Genomic DNA, 17,631 nt, shown 5'->3' with positions numbered 1-17,631 from the left:
ATTCTCTTTATTTAGACGTTGCAACTACTATCTAGTTACACGCTTCGACACATAGCCGACATAAATAACTGGTAAATTATTTCTCGCAAATGCCGATATAGTAATGGTGAGATGGTTTCGAAAAACAGCAAATTTCTTACTTGCGAGGGAGGCTGGCAATGTTCTGGAAAAAAACGATGCTCTTGTTTCTGGCCGTCCTGCTATTTGTGGGAACCGGAAGTGCAGGGATCGGATTGGCTGCGGAAGTCATCAACCGCCTTGTACTGACCAAAAACGAGGTAACGCTAGAGTTGGGTGACACCGTTTCCGTAGGGGCGACGGCCATCTATGAGAGCGGGAAAACGGAAGAGGTTACAGTGAAGACGAATTGGCAAAGCCCGGACCAGGGCAAGGTGATTAACGTCTACTCGGGACAAATCACAGCCAAGGCTGTCGGAAACGCCGTAGTCACTGCGGAATATATGGGCAAGACAGCTATCGTCAATGTAAACGTCACGAAAAAAGTAAAGGCGCTGTCGCTGAATCAGCAGTCCGTCAACACCCGGATCGGGGAAGAGAAAACGGTTGAATTGACGGCTTACTACAGCGAAGGCGAACCTGAAAACGTAACGGAAAAAGCCGACTGGTCAATCGACAAGCCGGCAGTTGCGACCGTCATTAACGGCAAGATCAGAGGCTTGAGCTCCGGTACGGCAACCGTTACGGCCAAGTACGGCAGCCAGACGACGAGCGTACAGGTCAGCGTGGAAATCGCTCACCGCCTCATTCCGAGCAAAACACAAGTGTCCCTGCTTTTGGGCAACCCTGGCACAAGCTCGGAAACAATCAAACTGCTCGCGATCTTCCCTGACGACACTCCGGAAGATAACGATGTAGCAGCGAAAGCCGAATGGTCTTCGGACAACCCGGCAGTAGCCGACGCGCTGAAAGGGACGATCACGGCATACGGTCCGGGCTCGGCTACCATCACAGCCAAATACGGCACCAAGACCGCAACGATCAAGGTTGACGTCGACAATACGCAACGGCTGGTGGCGACTCCCCAGAACGTATTTTTGAAGGTGGGAGAAAACAAGCCGGTGAAGCTGGAAGCCACCTATGCCAACTCGTCTACGTCTGTAGACGTCAATGACAAGGCAGAGTGGTCTTCGGACCGTGAAGATGTTGCGTACTACAGCAACGGACAAATTTATGCTGTCGCTTCAGGCGAAGCCATCATCACCGCCAAATACAGCAACAAAACGGTACAAATCTTGGTGGATGTAGAAGTGCCGCGCTCGCTGGACATCATCCCGTCCTACCTGACGATGGCAAGTGGCAAAACCGTGGAAATCGGAAGTGCGCCAAATGGCAACAACGTCATTGTGAAAGCCTTTTTTGCCGACGGACAGAGCGAGAACATTACCGACAAGCTCGAATGGTCCTCGGATCACCCGGATATCGTGTTTGCCAGCGGGAAAACCATTTCCGCCTACAAAGCAGGGACGGCGACCTTGACCGCCAAATACGGCGGGAAGACAGCTACGCTGGTCGTGGACGTGGATGTGCCGCAAAGCTTGACCGCCAACCCGGCCAAAGTCGCGATCCAGGTCGGAGATGTCAAGCAGGTAACAGTAACTGCTGCTTTCCCTGACGGAACAAGCACAGATGTGACCCAAAAAGTGACCTGGACATCCAGCGCGCCAGCAGTAGCCACTGTGCGCCAGGGACTGGTAACAGGTGTATCCACCGGGGCTGCGACGATCACGGCGACTTATGGGACACGCTCGATCAACATTCCGGTATCCATCGGCGTGCTGCAATCGCTGACCGTGGACAAAAAGTCGCTGGTCCTGAGCAAAGGCGACAGCCAGGAAGTCAAGCTGACCGCCACCTACGCGGACGGCACAGTCAAGGACAACATCAATGACCAGGCGACATGGACTACCTCCTCCGGTGCGGTAGCCGAAGTGAACGCGGGCAAAATTACCGCCGTTGCTTCCGGAAAAGCAACGATCACAGGTACGTTTGAAGGCAAGAGCGTGACGGTTGCCGTAGAGGTCGATCAAGCGCAAACGTTGACGATCAACCCTCGCCTGGTGATTATGAACGTCAATGACTCCACGGCAGTTGAATTGAAGGCGACAGACAGCTCGGGCGCAACCGTTGACGTCTCCAAAACCGCGGAATGGACCTCGTCCAACCTGAAGGTAGCCGACGTGGAAAACGGCAAAGTACGCGGCCTTGCCAATGGCCGCGCCACGATCACCTTCAAGTACGGCGGCAAGTCTGTAACCCTTCCGGTGGAAGTGGGAATCGTCACCAAGCTGGAGGCGGACAAGCGCTTTGTCAGCCTGAAATCGAATGGCAGCAGCGTCCAAATCAAGCTGACCGCCACCTTGTCAGACGGACGCACCATGGACGTCACCAGCCTTGCTGACTGGAAGACGAGCAACTACAAGGTAGCAGACGTCTCCAAAGGCTTAGTCAAAGGGATCGCCTACGGGAAGTCCACGATTACAGCCAAATACAACGACAAGAGCGTCTCCGTCCCTGTCGATGTAGACACGCTGAAATATTTGAAAACAGACGTCGTCCAGGTCATCATGAACAAGGGCGAAACGAAGCAAGTCAACGCCATCGCCACCTACACGGACGGCTCTGAGGCAAACGTCACGAAGCCAGCCTTGTGGACTACTTCGCGTCTGCTGGTCGCAGACGTGAAAGACGGTGTCATCAAGGCGACAGGCTCGGGCAAAGCGACGATCTACGTCAGCTACGGCGGCAAGAAAACGCCGATTGTGGTGACGGTGCGGTAGGTAAGAGCAGGAACAGATTTAAATTCATCTAATTCTAATTCCAGAAGGGGTGTCTCCATGGTCGATTGTTCGATCAAGGGGCGCCTCTTTTTTCATGGAATGGTAGCGTCTCCAAAGGGTGTCTTATAGCTAACACGGCCAGCCGGGAGAAGGGAGATTTGCGTAAGCGCTTGGCTGGACCGGACTTTCGGATTGTTATTTTTTTCCAACAGCTTTTCTATACTTTACGTAGCTTTTGCATCTACATAGATTTTGACTATAAATTAGGCAGGTTTTGAGGCGGGGGAGGAGTCAGGGCAGATGGTCAAACTGAAAGATATCGGGAGTTTTGAGGTGCTGCCGGAAATCGCAGCACACATTTACGAGGGAAACGTCGCGACTTTGCAGGCGGCGATTGCGGCAGGCTGGGATGTAGAAGAAAAGCTTGTCCTGAGCCAATATACGACCGTAAGCCCGTTGGAGCTGGCGCTAGTAGCGGAGAAGCTGGAGGTGGTCAAGCTCCTGGTTGAGCACGACGTCAACCTGAATGCGAAGGACGAACCTGCTTTTCTCATCGCTGTCCGCTATTGCAAGGAAGACATCGTCCGCTACCTCGCCGCCCAAGGCGCGCGGCTGGACATGAAAAACCGGGTCGGCTCCGGCGCGTATGCCCAAGCGTACTACGGCAACAAAAAGAATATTCCGCTCATCCGCGAGCTGGGACTCGATATCAGGCTGCATGGAGGCGATGTGTTGCGCATGGCCGTATCCGACCACGACCGGAAAACCGTCGATTACTTGCTCGATCACGGAGTCGACATCAACTACAACCAGCCGGACATGGTCTATCCGTATCGGGCGACTCCACTAACCGTCGCAACGCGCATGGGCAATCTCGCCATGGCCAAACATCTGATCGAACGCGGCGCCGACGTCACCCTGGCGGAAAAAGGCGGCGAGCGCCCCTACACCATCGCTGTCAGCAGCAAGCACGAGGAACTGGCCGCCTATTTGAAATCGTTAGAGCCTGCAAAGTTTCATGATGTGGAGAACAGGAAGTATGAGCTGCAAACCTACAAGCTGTCTGCCGAGCTGGTTCGTTTTCTCACTGGAGACAATCTGCGCGTGGAGCTTGCGGAAAACGAGTACGGGATGGGGTATATTGATTTCTTTTCGTTGGCAGATACGATCGAGCTGAAAGTCGGGCGGCAAAAGCTGCTGCGTCTGTCTGCGGATATCGAGAACTATTCGCATCTGCATCTGGTGTGGAATCCGAAGAAGAAAGGCATGATTGGTTGCTACGACGAAGAGCATGGGGAGTATGCCGATCTGGGCAGCTTTGCGGAGTTTTTGGCGCAGCCGGAGGTGGATTTGGTCCGGTTTATGGAGGGAGAGGTTGAGGAGAAGAAGGCTTAGGAGGGGAAGGGGCGGTGATGGGCTGTTGGCTTCGGCAGCCCTTGTTTCAGACAGCTCTTATTTCAGACAGCCCTTATTTCATAGAGGAAGTGCTGGAAGGGAAGCTGGCAGATGGAGGTGTTGGGTGGCGGTGGAGTACATAGGAAGGATGATAGACAGGGGCGTTTTTGGGTTTGGTTTTGTTTTCGGAGTTTGAACTGGGTGTTGAGTGGGGGGAGTGATTGAAATGTGAGTGAGCTATTCGGGAGATTTTTTTCATGACGAGCCTGACTTTTTCCGTTTTTTTCGCTTGCACTGTAATAGAGAGGTGTGCTATACTGAGATCACTGAGGCGGTAATCCGCTACAGCATACATAATGGTCATAATGATAATATCGCGGGCCCTTAGCTCAGCTGGGAGAGCGCTACACTGGCAGTGTAGAGGTCGTCGGTTCGATCCCGATAGGGTCCACCAATACATTTAATAAAAACGGCAGAGATGTCGTTTTTTTATTTTGAATTTACCCCCCTTGTTTGCTCTGTGTTTATTACGAGATAACAGGATTCTTAGATAGCAATTTTACAGAAAATTAGATAGCTCTATTGAAAAAACTCAAGCTGAAATGATGCTTGAGTTATTATTTGCCTATATACAATCATACTTCATTTTAGTCGAAAAATGTTGAATCGTGTGAAATATCTCGTTAAAATTAAGAAGAAATAGATTCCAATCATATCTTTGCACATAAGGATTTTCCGAATACCAAACCGGAAACGGAGGATAAAAATGAATAAGCTCGGATCATTCTGGCTAGCGATCATACTAGCCATTAGTGGAATATCGACCTTGTTTAGTTCAACGTCAGTAAAGGCAGAATCATCAGATTACATATACACAAAGGAACAGCTAGATGCTCTCAATCACCTTAATGAAATTCGTAGTAAAATCGGCGTTCACCCAGTCAAATTGAATCCGTTTCTAACAAAAGCAGCAGAAAATCACGCAAAATACCTAAATATAAACCCAGAGAATAATTGGTCATTATTAGCTCATAATGAGGAAAGCAACAAGAAGGGCTACACAGGCGATGATCCTAGCATGCGGATAAAGGCAGTGGGTGGATATTCAACAGGGGTTTTAGGTGAGGGAATAGCTTTTCGATCGTCATTAATAGAGGGGATCGATAATTTAATATATGGACCTTATCATAGGGATTCTTTGATTTCTGCAGATTTAGAAGAGGTGGGCTTTGCTTTCGTTAATGGTGTTATTGTAGGCAACTATTATCTTGGAGATGGTGACTCAGTTGCTCATAATGACGTTGTATATCCTTATAATGGCCAAACAAATGTGGATATAGGTTTTTATGGAGATGAACTTCCAAACCCGCTTAATCAATTTGGTGTCAGTAAAACAGGTTATGCAATTACGTATCAAACTGGAAAACTTCTCTCATTGGATACTGTGTACAATGTAAAAATAACAAATAGTAAGGGTGAAGATGTTCCAGTCTTTGTACAAAACGGTTTTGCTGAAGTTTATATTTTCCCCAAGGACGAACTTGCTTACAACGAGAAGTACACAGTAACGGTAACATACAATGGTTATGACACCACTGATGGTTGGGGGAATTGGAAGCCAACAAGTGGTTCGAAAACATGGTCTTTCACAACCAAGCCTGATCCAAGATTTGCTAAGCCTGACTATTTACCAGATCCTACACCAATCATCTTACCATCAGGTTATTATGACAGTAGTGGTAAATACGTACCAAGAAAACCTTTCACGAAAGACAATGTTGGTATTGGGATTAATGGAGACCTAATCACTGTTAATCCACCAGCATTTATCCGTGATGGGAATACTTTCATTCCCCTTCGAGGGGTTTTTGACGCAATTGAAGCAAAGGTAACTTGGTTTAAGGAGACTCACTCCATAGAAATTGAGAAATGGTACACTACAATAAGATTGACGATTGGCGATCGGACAGCTTATGTAAATGGTAAACCTATCACGTTATCTGTAGCACCGTTTATTTCATCTGAAGGTTCGACGTATGTTCCACTCCGTTTTATTAGTGAGACCATTGGAGCAAAGGTAGGATGGGATGCTCAGAACTTTGTAGCCCTGATTATTACAAAGTGATAAAACTCTCTCACCTACCAGCTCTTAAGTCAAAACAGCCTAATTTTGGCGGTTTCAGCGTGTAGACCTTGTATCTGTCGATACTTTGTCTACACGCTGAAGCCATCAGTGGGAGACTGATGGATTATCATAAAATTCTACGAAAACAGATTATTCTTACTTGCTCTCGTTTTTCTTTAGATTTTCATACTCAGCTTCCAGCAATCGGAAGAAATCAGAAGGTTTGATTTTCAATCCTTCGCAGAGTTCAAAAATTTTGCTGGCCGATGGTTCATTCCTGCCGACTTCAATCATAGATATGTACGAACGATCCACTTGACATAGTCCTGCTAAATCTTCCTGACTTAATCCCTGCTTGATTCGTAAGGCTTTCACGGTTTTACCGATAATTTTTTAATGGTAAGGTTATGGTTGTTCAAAGAGAAATACTCCTTTTACAACCATTATCAAATTGGTATAATTCCAACAACAGATAAAGTATTCAACATAATGTAATATATTTACAAAAGAACGTATGTTTTGTGGTGTGAGATCCTCTATATTGGTATCTATAGCCGGTGAAAACCATAGAAAACCAGTGAAAGCCTACATATCCGGTCAATGCTTGCGAGTATGCCTTTCTATTATCTTAGTATGTTGGGAATGTTTTTTCTAAAACATTAGCAACAATAAGCAATATTTAAGAGAAGCTGAAGGATATTAAATATTAAGCATTGACGGAGTGTGAGGAAAATCAGTCATAGTTCAACAAAAGAGAATGATGAACAAAAAGAACTGGTATTATCCCCTCAAGGTAGACAGTAAAAAAAGAGTTCATGATATCATGGACTCATTACTGTTGACCGGAGGGGATTTTTCATGCCACCAAAGAAGGGACAGGTCTTTACTCGTTATAGCGAGGATACGAAGAAAGAGGCTGTTCGCTTGCGTTTGGAAGAGCAGTGGAGCTATCAGGAGATAAGAGAAAAGCTGGGAATTAAAAGTGATGCACAGATCATCAGTTGGGTACGTAAGCACCAGAGCGGAGAATCGTTTGAGGATTATCGTGGGCTGTTTTTCGCAAGTCAAAAATACAGAGAATCGCTGCGGATTTGTGCATAGGCACGGCCAACGCTGAAGATTATGACGATCTCACTCCGGATAGCGCATTTCGTAGCCGGTAGCTCTCGCCGGTGAAAGCCAGGACGTGTGCGTGGTGAACGAGTCGGTCCACGAGCGCTGCTGTCAGTCTGGCATCTCCAAACACCGTGTTCCACTGGCCAAACTCAAGGTTAGAGGTGACAATCACACTCCTTTGCTCATAGCATTCGGAGATGACGTTAAACAGTAGTTCAGCTCCGTCTTTGTGAAAGGGCACAAACTGGATTGTCAACACTAAACTAGACAACTTTTTTAAGGTGTTCAAGTTTGTACTCGACAGGAGTTAGATAACCGAGTGAGCCATGGATTCTGATATGATTGTACCAATGCACGTAGTCGGATAACTCCAGCACTAGTTTTTCTAAACTTTCAAAATGCCGACCTTTAACAAACTCAGTTTTAAAGATTTTGAATGTTGCTTCGGCTACTGCATTATCATACGGACAGCCTTTCATACTAAGGGAACGCTTGATACGGAAAGCTGTCAGTGCTTCATCTATGAGCTTATTTTTAAACTCATTTCCACGATCGGTATGAAACATTTGAATCCTGTTTAAATCGGTCTGAATGGATGCAATCGCCTGGTAAACCAGCTTTGCATCTTTGCGTGGTCCCGCACTATACCCAATAATTTCTCGGTTAAAGAGATCGACTAATAGACATACGTATTGCCATTTTTGCGCGACTCTCACGTATGTCAGATCACTCACTACAACTGCCAGTTGTTCTCTCTGATCAAATTGTCGATCAAGCTCGTTTGTCACGTTTGATTCATTGCAAGACGCTACGTGAAGCTTGAACTGAGCCACGGTATACGATGACACAAGTCCGTTTTCTTTCATGATTCTGCCAATTCTCCGCCGGGATACGATCAAGCCCTTCTTTTTTAACTCCGTCTTAATTTTACGCGTGCCGTAGTTATGGCGGCTGATGCGGAAGATTCCCGTAATCGTTTCGACCAGTTCATCTTCGGAGTGTTTTTCCTGTGCCTCGTAGTAGTATGTACTTCTTGGTAATTGGAGGACTCTGCACATTGCTGATATCGAGTATTTGTGCTGGTTGTTCCGAATCACATTTACTTTCGTCCTAGTATCAGCGCAGCTTGCTTTAAAATATCGTTCTCCATTTGCAATTGTTTATTTTCTTTCCGCAATTTGATAAGTTCCTGTTGCTCGGGGGTAAGGTTATCCTTCTCTTTGAAAGAACCAGATGTTTGACTCTGTTTGACCCATTTGTCAAGCGCAGACGGTGTTAATTCATATTCACGAATGATATCCTTTCTTGGCTTTCCATTCTTATAAAGCTGAACCATCTGTTCTTTAAATTCAGACGTAAATGTCCTTCTTTCTTTTTTCGTCATAGTAGATTCTCCTCAGATATGTTAGTAGTAGTCTACTTGACCTTAATTTTCCTGTCTAGCTAAGTGTAACCTGTCCATATCAATAAATATAGCGCTCGTGGTCCAGAACAAACATTAATGCCTACTGAAGTGATGGAATTAAAAGGAAACCAGTTTGAAGTAACCCAAAGTTTAACCAGATCTAAATCTTAAATGATCCTTTGCTCGTTCTTGTGGTATTCTCCACTCCTCAATTGTCGCAGGTTCATTCCCCCTCCCCCGGGTACAAACGTAATGTTTTGTATTACAAGGGACTTACACAATTGAATTGGGCTTACTCCCTGAGGTAATGCTAGGCAATCGCCCATTCGTAATAATGGGCAACAGCATAGGTATAGATTGTGTTCAGGTAACGAATTGAACTCCTTGCTGTATCAATCCTTGCATGGGATTTTTAATTACTACCTCAGGAGGTGCCACATGGCAGATGAGTTTGTGGATCGGTCATTAGAAGAAATTCGCTTTTGGTCTCGCATAATGAAGGAACATTCCCTCTTTTTGAAATTGGGTTTCAACTGTGATGACACCAAGTTAATTAGCGATGCAGACCGCTTTTACGGGATCTTTGAAGATATTGAAAACCGCGCTCACTCCTTTTCCCGGGATGTAGATCCGCAAAGAATCTACGATTTTAACCAAATCGTGCACAATGCCGTTTCTCATATTTGGACTTTTAAACGACACGTTCTCGGGTTAATCATTCGTTGCAAGATCGGCGGAAACAATTTCCCTTTGTTGGTTGACCATGTTAGTAGAGAAGCTGCATATTTCAAAAATCGTTTAGAACAACTGAATACCGGAAACCTTGATCCACTGCCTGATGCTGTTATTAATGAGAATGTCTTTTTCCTGAAAATCATGGCCGATCATGCAAAATTTATAAACCACCTGCTTGATCCATCCGAAAGAAAGTTGGTGGAACAAGCGAGAGATTTCAGTCATGACTTCGACCAACTTTTATTTCAGGCACAAGATCTTGACTCCATGCGCCCCCAATCCCAAACTCGGCCTCTTCTCGATCAGTTCGTTGACCAAAACCGTGTTTCAGTCCGGCAATTACGCGACTTTAAGAAAACGGCGTATGAACTTATTGAAGCTTGTCGCATCAAAAGTATTATCCCTCCATTGCTTGCCGATCACGTCTTTCGGGAAGCCTCTCACTTCCTTGAAATACTCGATGCCTTTGATGTTGCTTTATCGCATTCAAAGTAGCTCATGGTAACTCCCCTTTTGGGGAATTTGTAATTCTTTTGATATACAATCGTGTGGTTTGTGCCCGGGAGCTGCAGCCCGGGCCTCCATCTTTACGCCACTGCTTGCTGCGCCGCCTCCGCCAGAAGTGAGTCGATACCGCCCCCGCCTTTCGGGATTTACCTGAGGAACCAAAGCTTTGAGCGGACGACTTACGTAGGACGAGCGGTACACTTCTGCCCCTCCCCTGTTTGACATAATGGAGCGTAAGTTAAGCCTTGCGCTTTGCTTGGCTTTTCTTTTTACGATACAGCAATTGGCGCTGACGCCTTCGATCACCGGAGCGGCCGTCTTACAAGTAAACGTATGACAGTCTGGATGGTCGTAAAAACTCTTGTTGTTATGACAAATGACCTCCCGACCGAATGAAGCAACTGTTCATCTGTCAGATGATCTGGTTGGCAGCTTTGATTGCCCAAATATTGACGAAACCCAGCTATTGCCTTCACTCGCTCCTCGCTCATCTTGTCACCTCATCATCATTTACCTTTCCTCGATGAAATGAACAAACGGACAGCAGTGGCTTTTAGCGGGGTGAAAAAGGGAGTAAAATAATCCGTCCCCAACAGCCCAGCATAGGGCCCAATGCTCTACAACTCCTGAAAATGACGAAAACCCCTGGTTTCCCAAGGGTTTCAACGACCTTATGTTTGGTGGAGCATAGCGGGATCGAACCGCTGACCTCTACTCTGCCAGTGTGGGGGAGGGGAGAGGAGAGATACGAAAAAAACGGAAGAAAGCCTTGCGGGGCAAGGCTTTCAAACAGTTAGTTTCATTTTCGTTCGAGGTTTCCGAGAAGCTAAAAAACGGAAAGGTGTGACCAAAATATGCTCTACATGCGGGAACATTGGCCTTTTGGTTCCCATCTGACGTGTTGAGCTAAGGCCTTGATTTATAAGAGTTTTCTCCAGTCTCACTTAGTTCTATTTGAATGCCTTCTTGATTGAAATGACAGCTTTCGTCCCCAATTCGTCCCCCCAAACCCTTAACCTTACTTCCCTCCTGTCAAGATCCATCAAGCCATATCTGCATGTTTCCACGGGTAAATGAAAATTCGCTCGTGTCAAGGTTATTCTAACCTGCATTCACCACAGCATATATCGGATATTTTTTTCGTCTTGACTTTGATCAAACATTTTATTTACTAGGTTCCACTGGTAACCGAAAATGGAGATAAGTCATCAATTTATAGCTTATTAGTGCAAATTACTACAATAAAACTTGTCAACAGAACTGTTATATTCTAATATATAGAAAGAAAATTACGTACGTAATAGAGGTGTTTTCCATGGATGCTACCTTTAGCTATAATTTTCCTGCTATACGCGGAATCCAAGCTGGTAATGAATATTACGTCGTTATGTGCCCTCTACGACTAATTCCAAGAATTTTCTTATTCGATGAAGAAGAAATTCCTCCTGAGCATCGTGCTCAACGTTCTTTGAATAAAGCGAGAGTGCCAGATATCTACAACTACATACTTAATAATCCCAATGATTATGTTTTTTCTTCCCTAACAGCTTCTGTAGACGGTAAAATGTTGTTTTCACCTTATTCTAATGATCCTCAATTTAAGGATATCGGTAGACTTTCAATTTCACTAGATGCCCGCTTTCTCATTAACGATGGACAGCATAGAAGAGCAGCAATTGAGGAAGCTCTAAAAGTTATGCCCGAAATAGGTCAAGAAACGATTTCAGTAGTGTTTTACCGAGACGAAGGCTTAATGAAAAGCCAACAAATTTTTGCTGATTTAAATCGTCACGCGGTGAACACGACTTCTTCACTAGGAATCCTATACGAACATCGTGATCAGTTAGCCAACTTAACAAAGGAGATCATTGCAAAAATTCCTCTGTTAGAGCGTTACACCGACAAAGAGAAGCAGTCGCTCTCCAAGCTTTCTCCCAAAATATTTGCACTGAGTAACATTTTTCAGACCAACAGCCGCATTCTTAATAAAAAGAAAGGCGAATTTATCTCAAATGCGGAGAAACAGTTTTTAGAGGAATTCTGGTCTGAACTGTGTAACTCCATGGTCGAATGGCAGCAAGTATTAAAAAAACAGCTTTCTCCTGCTGAACTTCGGTCGAATTATATAAACGCTCACGGTGTCTTTTTAGAAGCAATCGGAATTGTCGCCAATTATCTCTATAATAATCACCCAACTGACTGGACTGCCTATATTGCTAAGCTATCCTCCATCGATTGGAACAGAAGCAATATTGCCTGGTTGGGACGCGCCTTTGGACCAACAGGAAGAATTAATAAAAACAACGATACTATTCAATTGACAGCAAATTTAATCAAAAAATACGTAGGCATCCCCCTTGGAGAGCACGAACTAGCCATCGAAGACAAATTAAAAGTAGGGTGAATCATATATGTTATTTGATCTAATCAATAGTAAAGACAGAATTTCAGATAAGATTGCACAAATCCAAGAAATATATCTGCAGGATGACCGCCCATGGGTTGTTGGTTTTAGTGGTGGAAAAGACTCTTCCGTTGTGGTTCAGCTCGTGTTTCATGCGCTAGCGACTCTTCCACTGGAAAAACGAATTAAAAAAGTCTTTATCATCTCCTCTGATACGCTTGTGGAGACTCCTCTAATAATCTCGTCAATTAACGCTACCCTTTTAAAAATTCAGCAAAAGGCTGTCGAGATGAATCTTCCTATTGAAACGCATAAGGTAAAACCACTCATGGAGAAAACATTCTGGGCTTCTCTCATAGGAAAAGGGTATCCTTCTCCCCGCCAAAAATTCCGTTGGTGCACTGACCGGATGAAAATTGATCCAGCGAACAGCTTCATCCTGGATAAAGTTTCTCAATTTGGTGAAGTGATTATGGTTTTGGGCGTTCGCGACTCTGAAAGTGCTACACGCGCACAAGTGATGGAATCCCATACGGTGGATGGGAAAATTTTGATGCGACATTCCAGTCTATCCAATGCCTATGTGTATGCACCCATTCGTGACTTCACGTTGGATGATGTATGGAACTTTCTGTTGAGTAATGATGGGAAAACACCCTGGGATACCGACAACTATGAGCTGCATGCGCTTTATCAAAACTCTTCTGGTGGGGAATGCCCCCTCATTGTTGATAAAGAGATCAAAGAAAGTGCAGGTTCTTGCGGAAACAGTCGGTTCGGATGCTGGGTTTGCACCGTTGTGAAAGAAGATAAGGCACTAAAAGGGTTTATCGAGAGTGGTGAGAGTTGGCTAACTCCCCTTTTAGAGTATAGAAATTGGCTTTCTGAAATACGTGATAATCGAGAATATCGGGAAAAACACCGGATGAATGGTAGCATTTATTTCGTTGGTGAAGGAGAAGAAAAAGAGTTAGGCCTTGGCCCGTTTACGTTAGAAGCAAGAAAAGAGATATTGAAAGAACTATTAAAAACCCAAAAAAGACTCAACAATCCATACGATGCTGACTACAAACTGATTCAAGAAGAGGAATTAAAAGTGATTCAAAAATATTGGTTTGAAGACGGCGATTGGGATAATAGTGTTCAACAGATCTATCAAGAGGTTATGGGTGAGGGCCTAGACTGGGAATCGGATGAACGGCCATTGTTCGAAAGGGAACAACTCACAGATTTAGAGTTACTATGTGAAGCTAACAATGTACCTTTCGATCTCCTCAAAAAACTAATTGGTATCGAAAAAAGCTATGTTGGATATAAAGTTCGACGTGGTTTACTGCAAGATTTCGATAAAACGCTTAATCAAGATAAACTACACTATGGGAAAGTAGAAGGGTTTAAAGATGAAGTTTAACCGTTTGCGTATAACGAATATCGGAGCATTTTATGGCAACTTTGATTTTGATTTGCGCACCTTTAATGCAAATCAAAATGTCGTATTATTTGGTGGAAAAAACGGTGCTGGAAAAACAACCATTCTTGAAAGTATTCGTCTCGCATTGTTTGGCCCCTTGGCCTATGGATATAAGACAGAAAGTGTTCCCTATTTCGATAAAATTTCATCGAAATTAAATTCATATGCAGTTAAAAATCGCGAGAATAAATTTCAAGTGATTCTTGATCTCGAACTCGTTGAAAATCTCCAAAGAAATGTCTACGTTCTTCGTAGAAGCTGGCAACTAGAGCGTGACACCATCAAAGAAGATCTGGAAATTATATGCAACCAAAGGATCCTCTCCAGTCAAGAAAAAGACATTTTCCAAACCAAATTACGCGAGGAAACTCCCCCTCAATTATTAGAACTTTGTTTGTTTGATGGAGAAAAAGTTGCACAAGCCATTTCCGATGAAATTTTGTCCAGTTATCTACAAGAAACAGCGAAAGTGATGTTTAATCTTGATCTCTTTGAAAACTTGGAGACCGATTTAAAAACCTATTTAAAACAAGACGCGATCCAAGAAACCTTATCTAGCGATCAGCAAAAAATCTTAGAGTTAGAAAACACCCTGCAAATGCTAAATAAACAACGTGCGCTCATCATGCAGGAACAAGTAGAAATTGAGACAAAAATCGAGGAAAATCAATCTTCACTCGAAAACAGTGAAAAACAATTTGAAATCCATGGCGGATTACTAAAAGAGCAGCGAGATTCTTTAATTAATCAGATGAATGATATTGAGCAAGAAAGAAGAGCAATGATGGATAAAAATAGAGACTTAATCTCAACCCTTCTCCCCTTTGCTCTTGTGAAAGATATACTCCACGATGTCAATCGCCAAATGGAAAATGAAACAAAGCTTGAGATTATCGAAGGTCTTAAACAAATGACTCAACAAAGCGATTTCGATCACATCCTCCAGAATTTAACTCGGAAAGGGGTCATTCTGGCACAGAAGGAAACGGCTGCAGCATCCGAAGCACTTTACACAGAGTTCCTCGGACTACTTTCTATTGAGTCATCTGAACCCATTCATCGAGCTTCTTATCAACAAAAAGCCGAAATTGTATCCATTAGCAATCAGGTCAATCAGTTTGATCCGAAGGAAATTTCCGACAATATCAAAAGAAATGCAAAAATGATCAAAACGATACAAGAGATTCGGCAGAAAATTAATGAGAATGATATGACGAGCGAACTTCGGGACCTTCTGGAAAATATTAATGAAGCAAAGAATCGAAACATCGCATTGCTTCACAGAAAAGAACAATTAAACATAAGCCGCTCCGATCTGGAAGAACAGATTCAAAAGGTAACGAACACTTATCTTAAGTTAAAGGAGAAATTGATTCATTCCAGAAAAGCAGAAAATATCTTTGCCATCACCAAACGTGTTCTGGATGTGAGTAAAGAATTTCGTCGCCTTCAGATGCAGAAAAAGTTGCAGGATGTGGAGATTGAGGCAGCACGTATGTTGCAACTCTTGTTCCGCAAAGAACTATTTGTTGTCCGGGTATTTATTCATCCAGAAACGTTTCAGCTAAAGCTATTTAACTCAACCAATGAAGAAATTAACAAAGAAAGTCTCTCTGCGGGTGAGAAACAATTACTTCTCTTATCGACGATTTGGGCAATGGCCCATTGTTCTAGAAGACGTCTTCCATTCGTCTTTGATACGTTACTCGGTCGACTTGACCAAACACATAAGAAAAGTATCATCGAGCATTTGATTCCTCGTTGCGGCGACCAGGTCATTATTCTTTCAACTGACTCTGAAATTGATGAAGAGCATTACAAACTCATTCAACCTGCAGTTGTTTCAACCTATACGATTGAATATAACACACAAAAGTCAACCATTGAGGTTGGTAAGCATTTCTTTACCTTCTCGAATCCTTTGGAGGACAATAGCCATGCAATTTCGTCTTAAAACATCAAAAGCAACAGCGGACCGATTAAAAGATCTACAGAACGCTACAGGTTTAACGCCGAATATCTTGGCTAGGATTGCCGTCGCATTATCGCTGAAAGAGCCCCAACCCGTTAGTCCCATCGTGAAAGATGTAAGTGGACTGGAATTCAATCGAAATACATTGACTGGTAGTTATGATTTTGTTTTTAAAGCTTTGATTAGCCAACGCGAAAAAAGGGAACTATCAGATGAAGACTACTTTCCCGTTCTTTTTAATGCACATCTTGAGCGTGGATGTAAACTCCTAGAAAACGAATATAATTATGCTGGCAATAGTCAGAAACTGATTACAAACCTTCTTGATAAAATACCAGGGGGCAGCGATTAAATGATCTATTTTGACAATAGTGCAACCACCCCTGTTCATCCGGAAGTATTCGATGCAATGCTTCCATTTTTTAAAGAAGAATACGGAAATCCCTCTAGTAAATATTACACTTTGGCAGAAAATGCAAAAAAAGCGGTAGAAGAAGCACGGTTTCATATTGCCGAGTTACTTAAATGCGATCCGGATGAGGTTGTTTTCACTAGCGGAGCAACGGAAAGTAACAATATGGTACTAAAAGGGTATCTGGATACGCGTAGTGGGGTACGTATAATAACTACGAAAACGGAACACCCTTCCGTTCTCGATACTGCTCAATATCTCGAATCTCATGGTGTCAAAGTCCATTACCTTGATGTAGATACCTATGGTTTTTGTGATGTAGACCAGTTAGATACGTTATTAGAATCTGATCACCACCTGAAAACATTGGTTAGTGTTGTATGGGGAAATAACGAGATTGGAACGTTAAACGATCTCTCGACCATTAGCAGTATATGTGCAAAGCATGGCGTATCTCTACATACAGATGCTACCCAAGTAGCTGGTAAAGTAGAAATAGACCTATCATCCCAAGTCATTACGTTTTTATCGCTCTCTTCTCATAAAATACATGGTCCAAAAGGCATAGGAGCATGTATTATTAAGAAAGACGCACTAGGTATTCGAACAAAACTTACACCACTATTGCACGGTGGTGGACAAGAATTTGGGTATCGAAGTGGTACATTAAATGTTCATAACATCGTTGGGTTTGGAAAAGCCGCTGAAATAGCGAAACGCGATCTCCGCAGCACGATGAAACACCTTGCCGAGCTCGAACAATATCTCTTGCAAAAATTACATGAAAAATTAAGTGGAATCCTTCATTTGAATTCTCGGGCAGCTACGAAAATACCTGGAATCGTAAATATTCGCTTCGAAGGTGTAAACAACGAACTCCTTGTGAAGAAACTAGCTGACCACTTTGCCATATCGACAGGATCTGCTTGCAGCTCAAGTAAACCATCTCATGTTCTTCAAAGCATTGGTTTAACCCTGGATCAAGTGCGTTCTTCTGTTCGGATCTCGCTATCTCGTTTTAATACGCGAGATGAAATCGATCTCTTTATTGACACATTGACCCGGTAATACATTCAGGGGGGACTCCCTTCCCTCCCTTTCTATAACTGACTACTTACGATTTGGGGTGATCACAACTTTTAAGCCCCAAAATTGGATTTGAGACATACCCCCTTATCTTGTTAAGCTGATATCAGAAGAACAGAGGGGGATATTTTTATGCAACGGAGACGCTATTCAATCGAGTTCAAACAACAATTGATCCAGGAAGCCCACGAAGTAGGAAACGCTA

General features: G+C 43.8%; 11 protein-coding genes, 1 tRNA gene and 2 pseudogenes. 11 read left to right on the top strand and 3 right to left on the bottom strand.

What is annotated here, in order from left to right:
- Positions 1-158 precede the first annotated feature (158 nt).
- The 4 genes from AC27IT_RS07960 (at position 159) to AC27IT_RS07945 (ending at position 6,318) form a co-directional block, all read left to right on the top strand.
- On the top strand, positions 159-2,798 hold the full coding sequence (locus AC27IT_RS07960) for an Ig-like domain-containing protein (RefSeq protein WP_487091722.1): 2,640 nt from the start codon (positions 159-161) through the stop codon (positions 2,796-2,798).
- Positions 2,799-3,098: 300 nt separating this feature from the next.
- The gene (locus AC27IT_RS07955) at positions 3,099-4,193 is read left to right on the top strand and encodes an ankyrin repeat domain-containing protein (protein WP_487091721.1); all 1,095 of its coding nucleotides are present in this window, start codon (positions 3,099-3,101) and stop codon (positions 4,191-4,193) included.
- Between the two features lie 378 nt (positions 4,194-4,571).
- A tRNA-Ala gene (locus tag AC27IT_RS07950) sits at positions 4,572-4,647 on the top strand.
- Between the two features lie 312 nt (positions 4,648-4,959).
- Complete coding sequence (locus tag AC27IT_RS07945) at positions 4,960-6,318, top strand: stalk domain-containing protein (protein ID WP_122953236.1); 1,359 nt, start codon at positions 4,960-4,962, stop codon at positions 6,316-6,318.
- 156 nt (positions 6,319-6,474) lie between these two features.
- Here the strand turns inward: AC27IT_RS07945 and AC27IT_RS07940 are convergent, their stop codons facing one another.
- The gene (locus AC27IT_RS07940) at positions 6,475-6,693 is read right to left on the bottom strand and encodes a helix-turn-helix domain-containing protein (protein ID WP_207212831.1); all 219 of its coding nucleotides are present in this window, start codon (positions 6,691-6,693) and stop codon (positions 6,475-6,477) included.
- Positions 6,694-7,176: 483 nt separating this feature from the next.
- On the opposite strand from AC27IT_RS07940, the pseudogene AC27IT_RS07935 reads away from it, so the two are divergent.
- Positions 7,177-7,374: pseudogene (locus tag AC27IT_RS07935) on the top strand (transposase); the annotation flags it as partial.
- Between the two features lie 64 nt (positions 7,375-7,438).
- Here the strand turns inward: AC27IT_RS07935 and AC27IT_RS07930 are convergent.
- Positions 7,439-7,678: pseudogene (locus AC27IT_RS07930) on the bottom strand (ATP-binding protein); the annotation flags it as partial.
- 19 nt (positions 7,679-7,697) lie between these two features.
- Positions 7,698-8,818 (bottom strand): IS3 family transposase gene (locus AC27IT_RS07925; RefSeq protein ID WP_100225778.1). Its coding sequence is split into 2 segments (ribosomal slippage): positions 7,698-8,569 and positions 8,569-8,818, totalling 1,122 coding nucleotides; the frame shifts between segments, so codons are not numbered across the junction.
- 459 nt (positions 8,819-9,277) lie between these two features.
- On the opposite strand from AC27IT_RS07925, the gene AC27IT_RS07920 reads away from it, so the two are divergent.
- The 6 genes from AC27IT_RS07920 (at position 9,278) to AC27IT_RS07895 (ending at position 17,408) form a co-directional block, all read left to right on the top strand.
- The gene (locus tag AC27IT_RS07920; RefSeq protein ID WP_122953199.1) at positions 9,278-10,069 is read left to right on the top strand and encodes a DUF2935 domain-containing protein; all 792 of its coding nucleotides are present in this window, start codon (positions 9,278-9,280) and stop codon (positions 10,067-10,069) included.
- A 1,327-nt stretch (positions 10,070-11,396) separates the two neighbouring features.
- On the top strand, positions 11,397-12,485 hold the full coding sequence (dndB, locus tag AC27IT_RS07915) for a DNA sulfur modification protein DndB (protein WP_122953198.1): 1,089 nt from the start codon (positions 11,397-11,399) through the stop codon (positions 12,483-12,485).
- Between the two features lie 7 nt (positions 12,486-12,492).
- Positions 12,493-13,896, top strand: a complete 1,404-nt coding sequence (dndC, locus tag AC27IT_RS07910) for a DNA phosphorothioation system sulfurtransferase DndC (RefSeq protein ID WP_122953197.1) — start codon at positions 12,493-12,495, stop codon at positions 13,894-13,896.
- On the top strand, positions 13,886-15,910 hold the full coding sequence (gene dndD, locus AC27IT_RS07905) for a DNA sulfur modification protein DndD (RefSeq protein WP_122953196.1): 2,025 nt from the start codon (positions 13,886-13,888) through the stop codon (positions 15,908-15,910). The genes dndC and dndD overlap by 11 nt, the downstream gene beginning before the upstream one ends.
- The gene (dndE, locus tag AC27IT_RS07900) at positions 15,894-16,280 is read left to right on the top strand and encodes a DNA sulfur modification protein DndE (RefSeq protein WP_122953195.1); all 387 of its coding nucleotides are present in this window, start codon (positions 15,894-15,896) and stop codon (positions 16,278-16,280) included. The genes dndD and dndE overlap by 17 nt, the downstream gene beginning before the upstream one ends.
- Positions 16,281-17,408, top strand: coding sequence for a cysteine desulfurase family protein (locus AC27IT_RS07895; protein WP_122953194.1), 1,128 nt, complete (start codon positions 16,281-16,283; stop codon positions 17,406-17,408).
- Positions 17,409-17,631: the final 223 nt, after the last annotated feature.

Source organism: Brevibacillus sp. YAE8 (assembly GCF_057543335.1).
The sequence above is the reverse complement of the archived record's forward strand: the minus strand, read 5'-3'. Positions and strand labels throughout refer to the sequence as shown.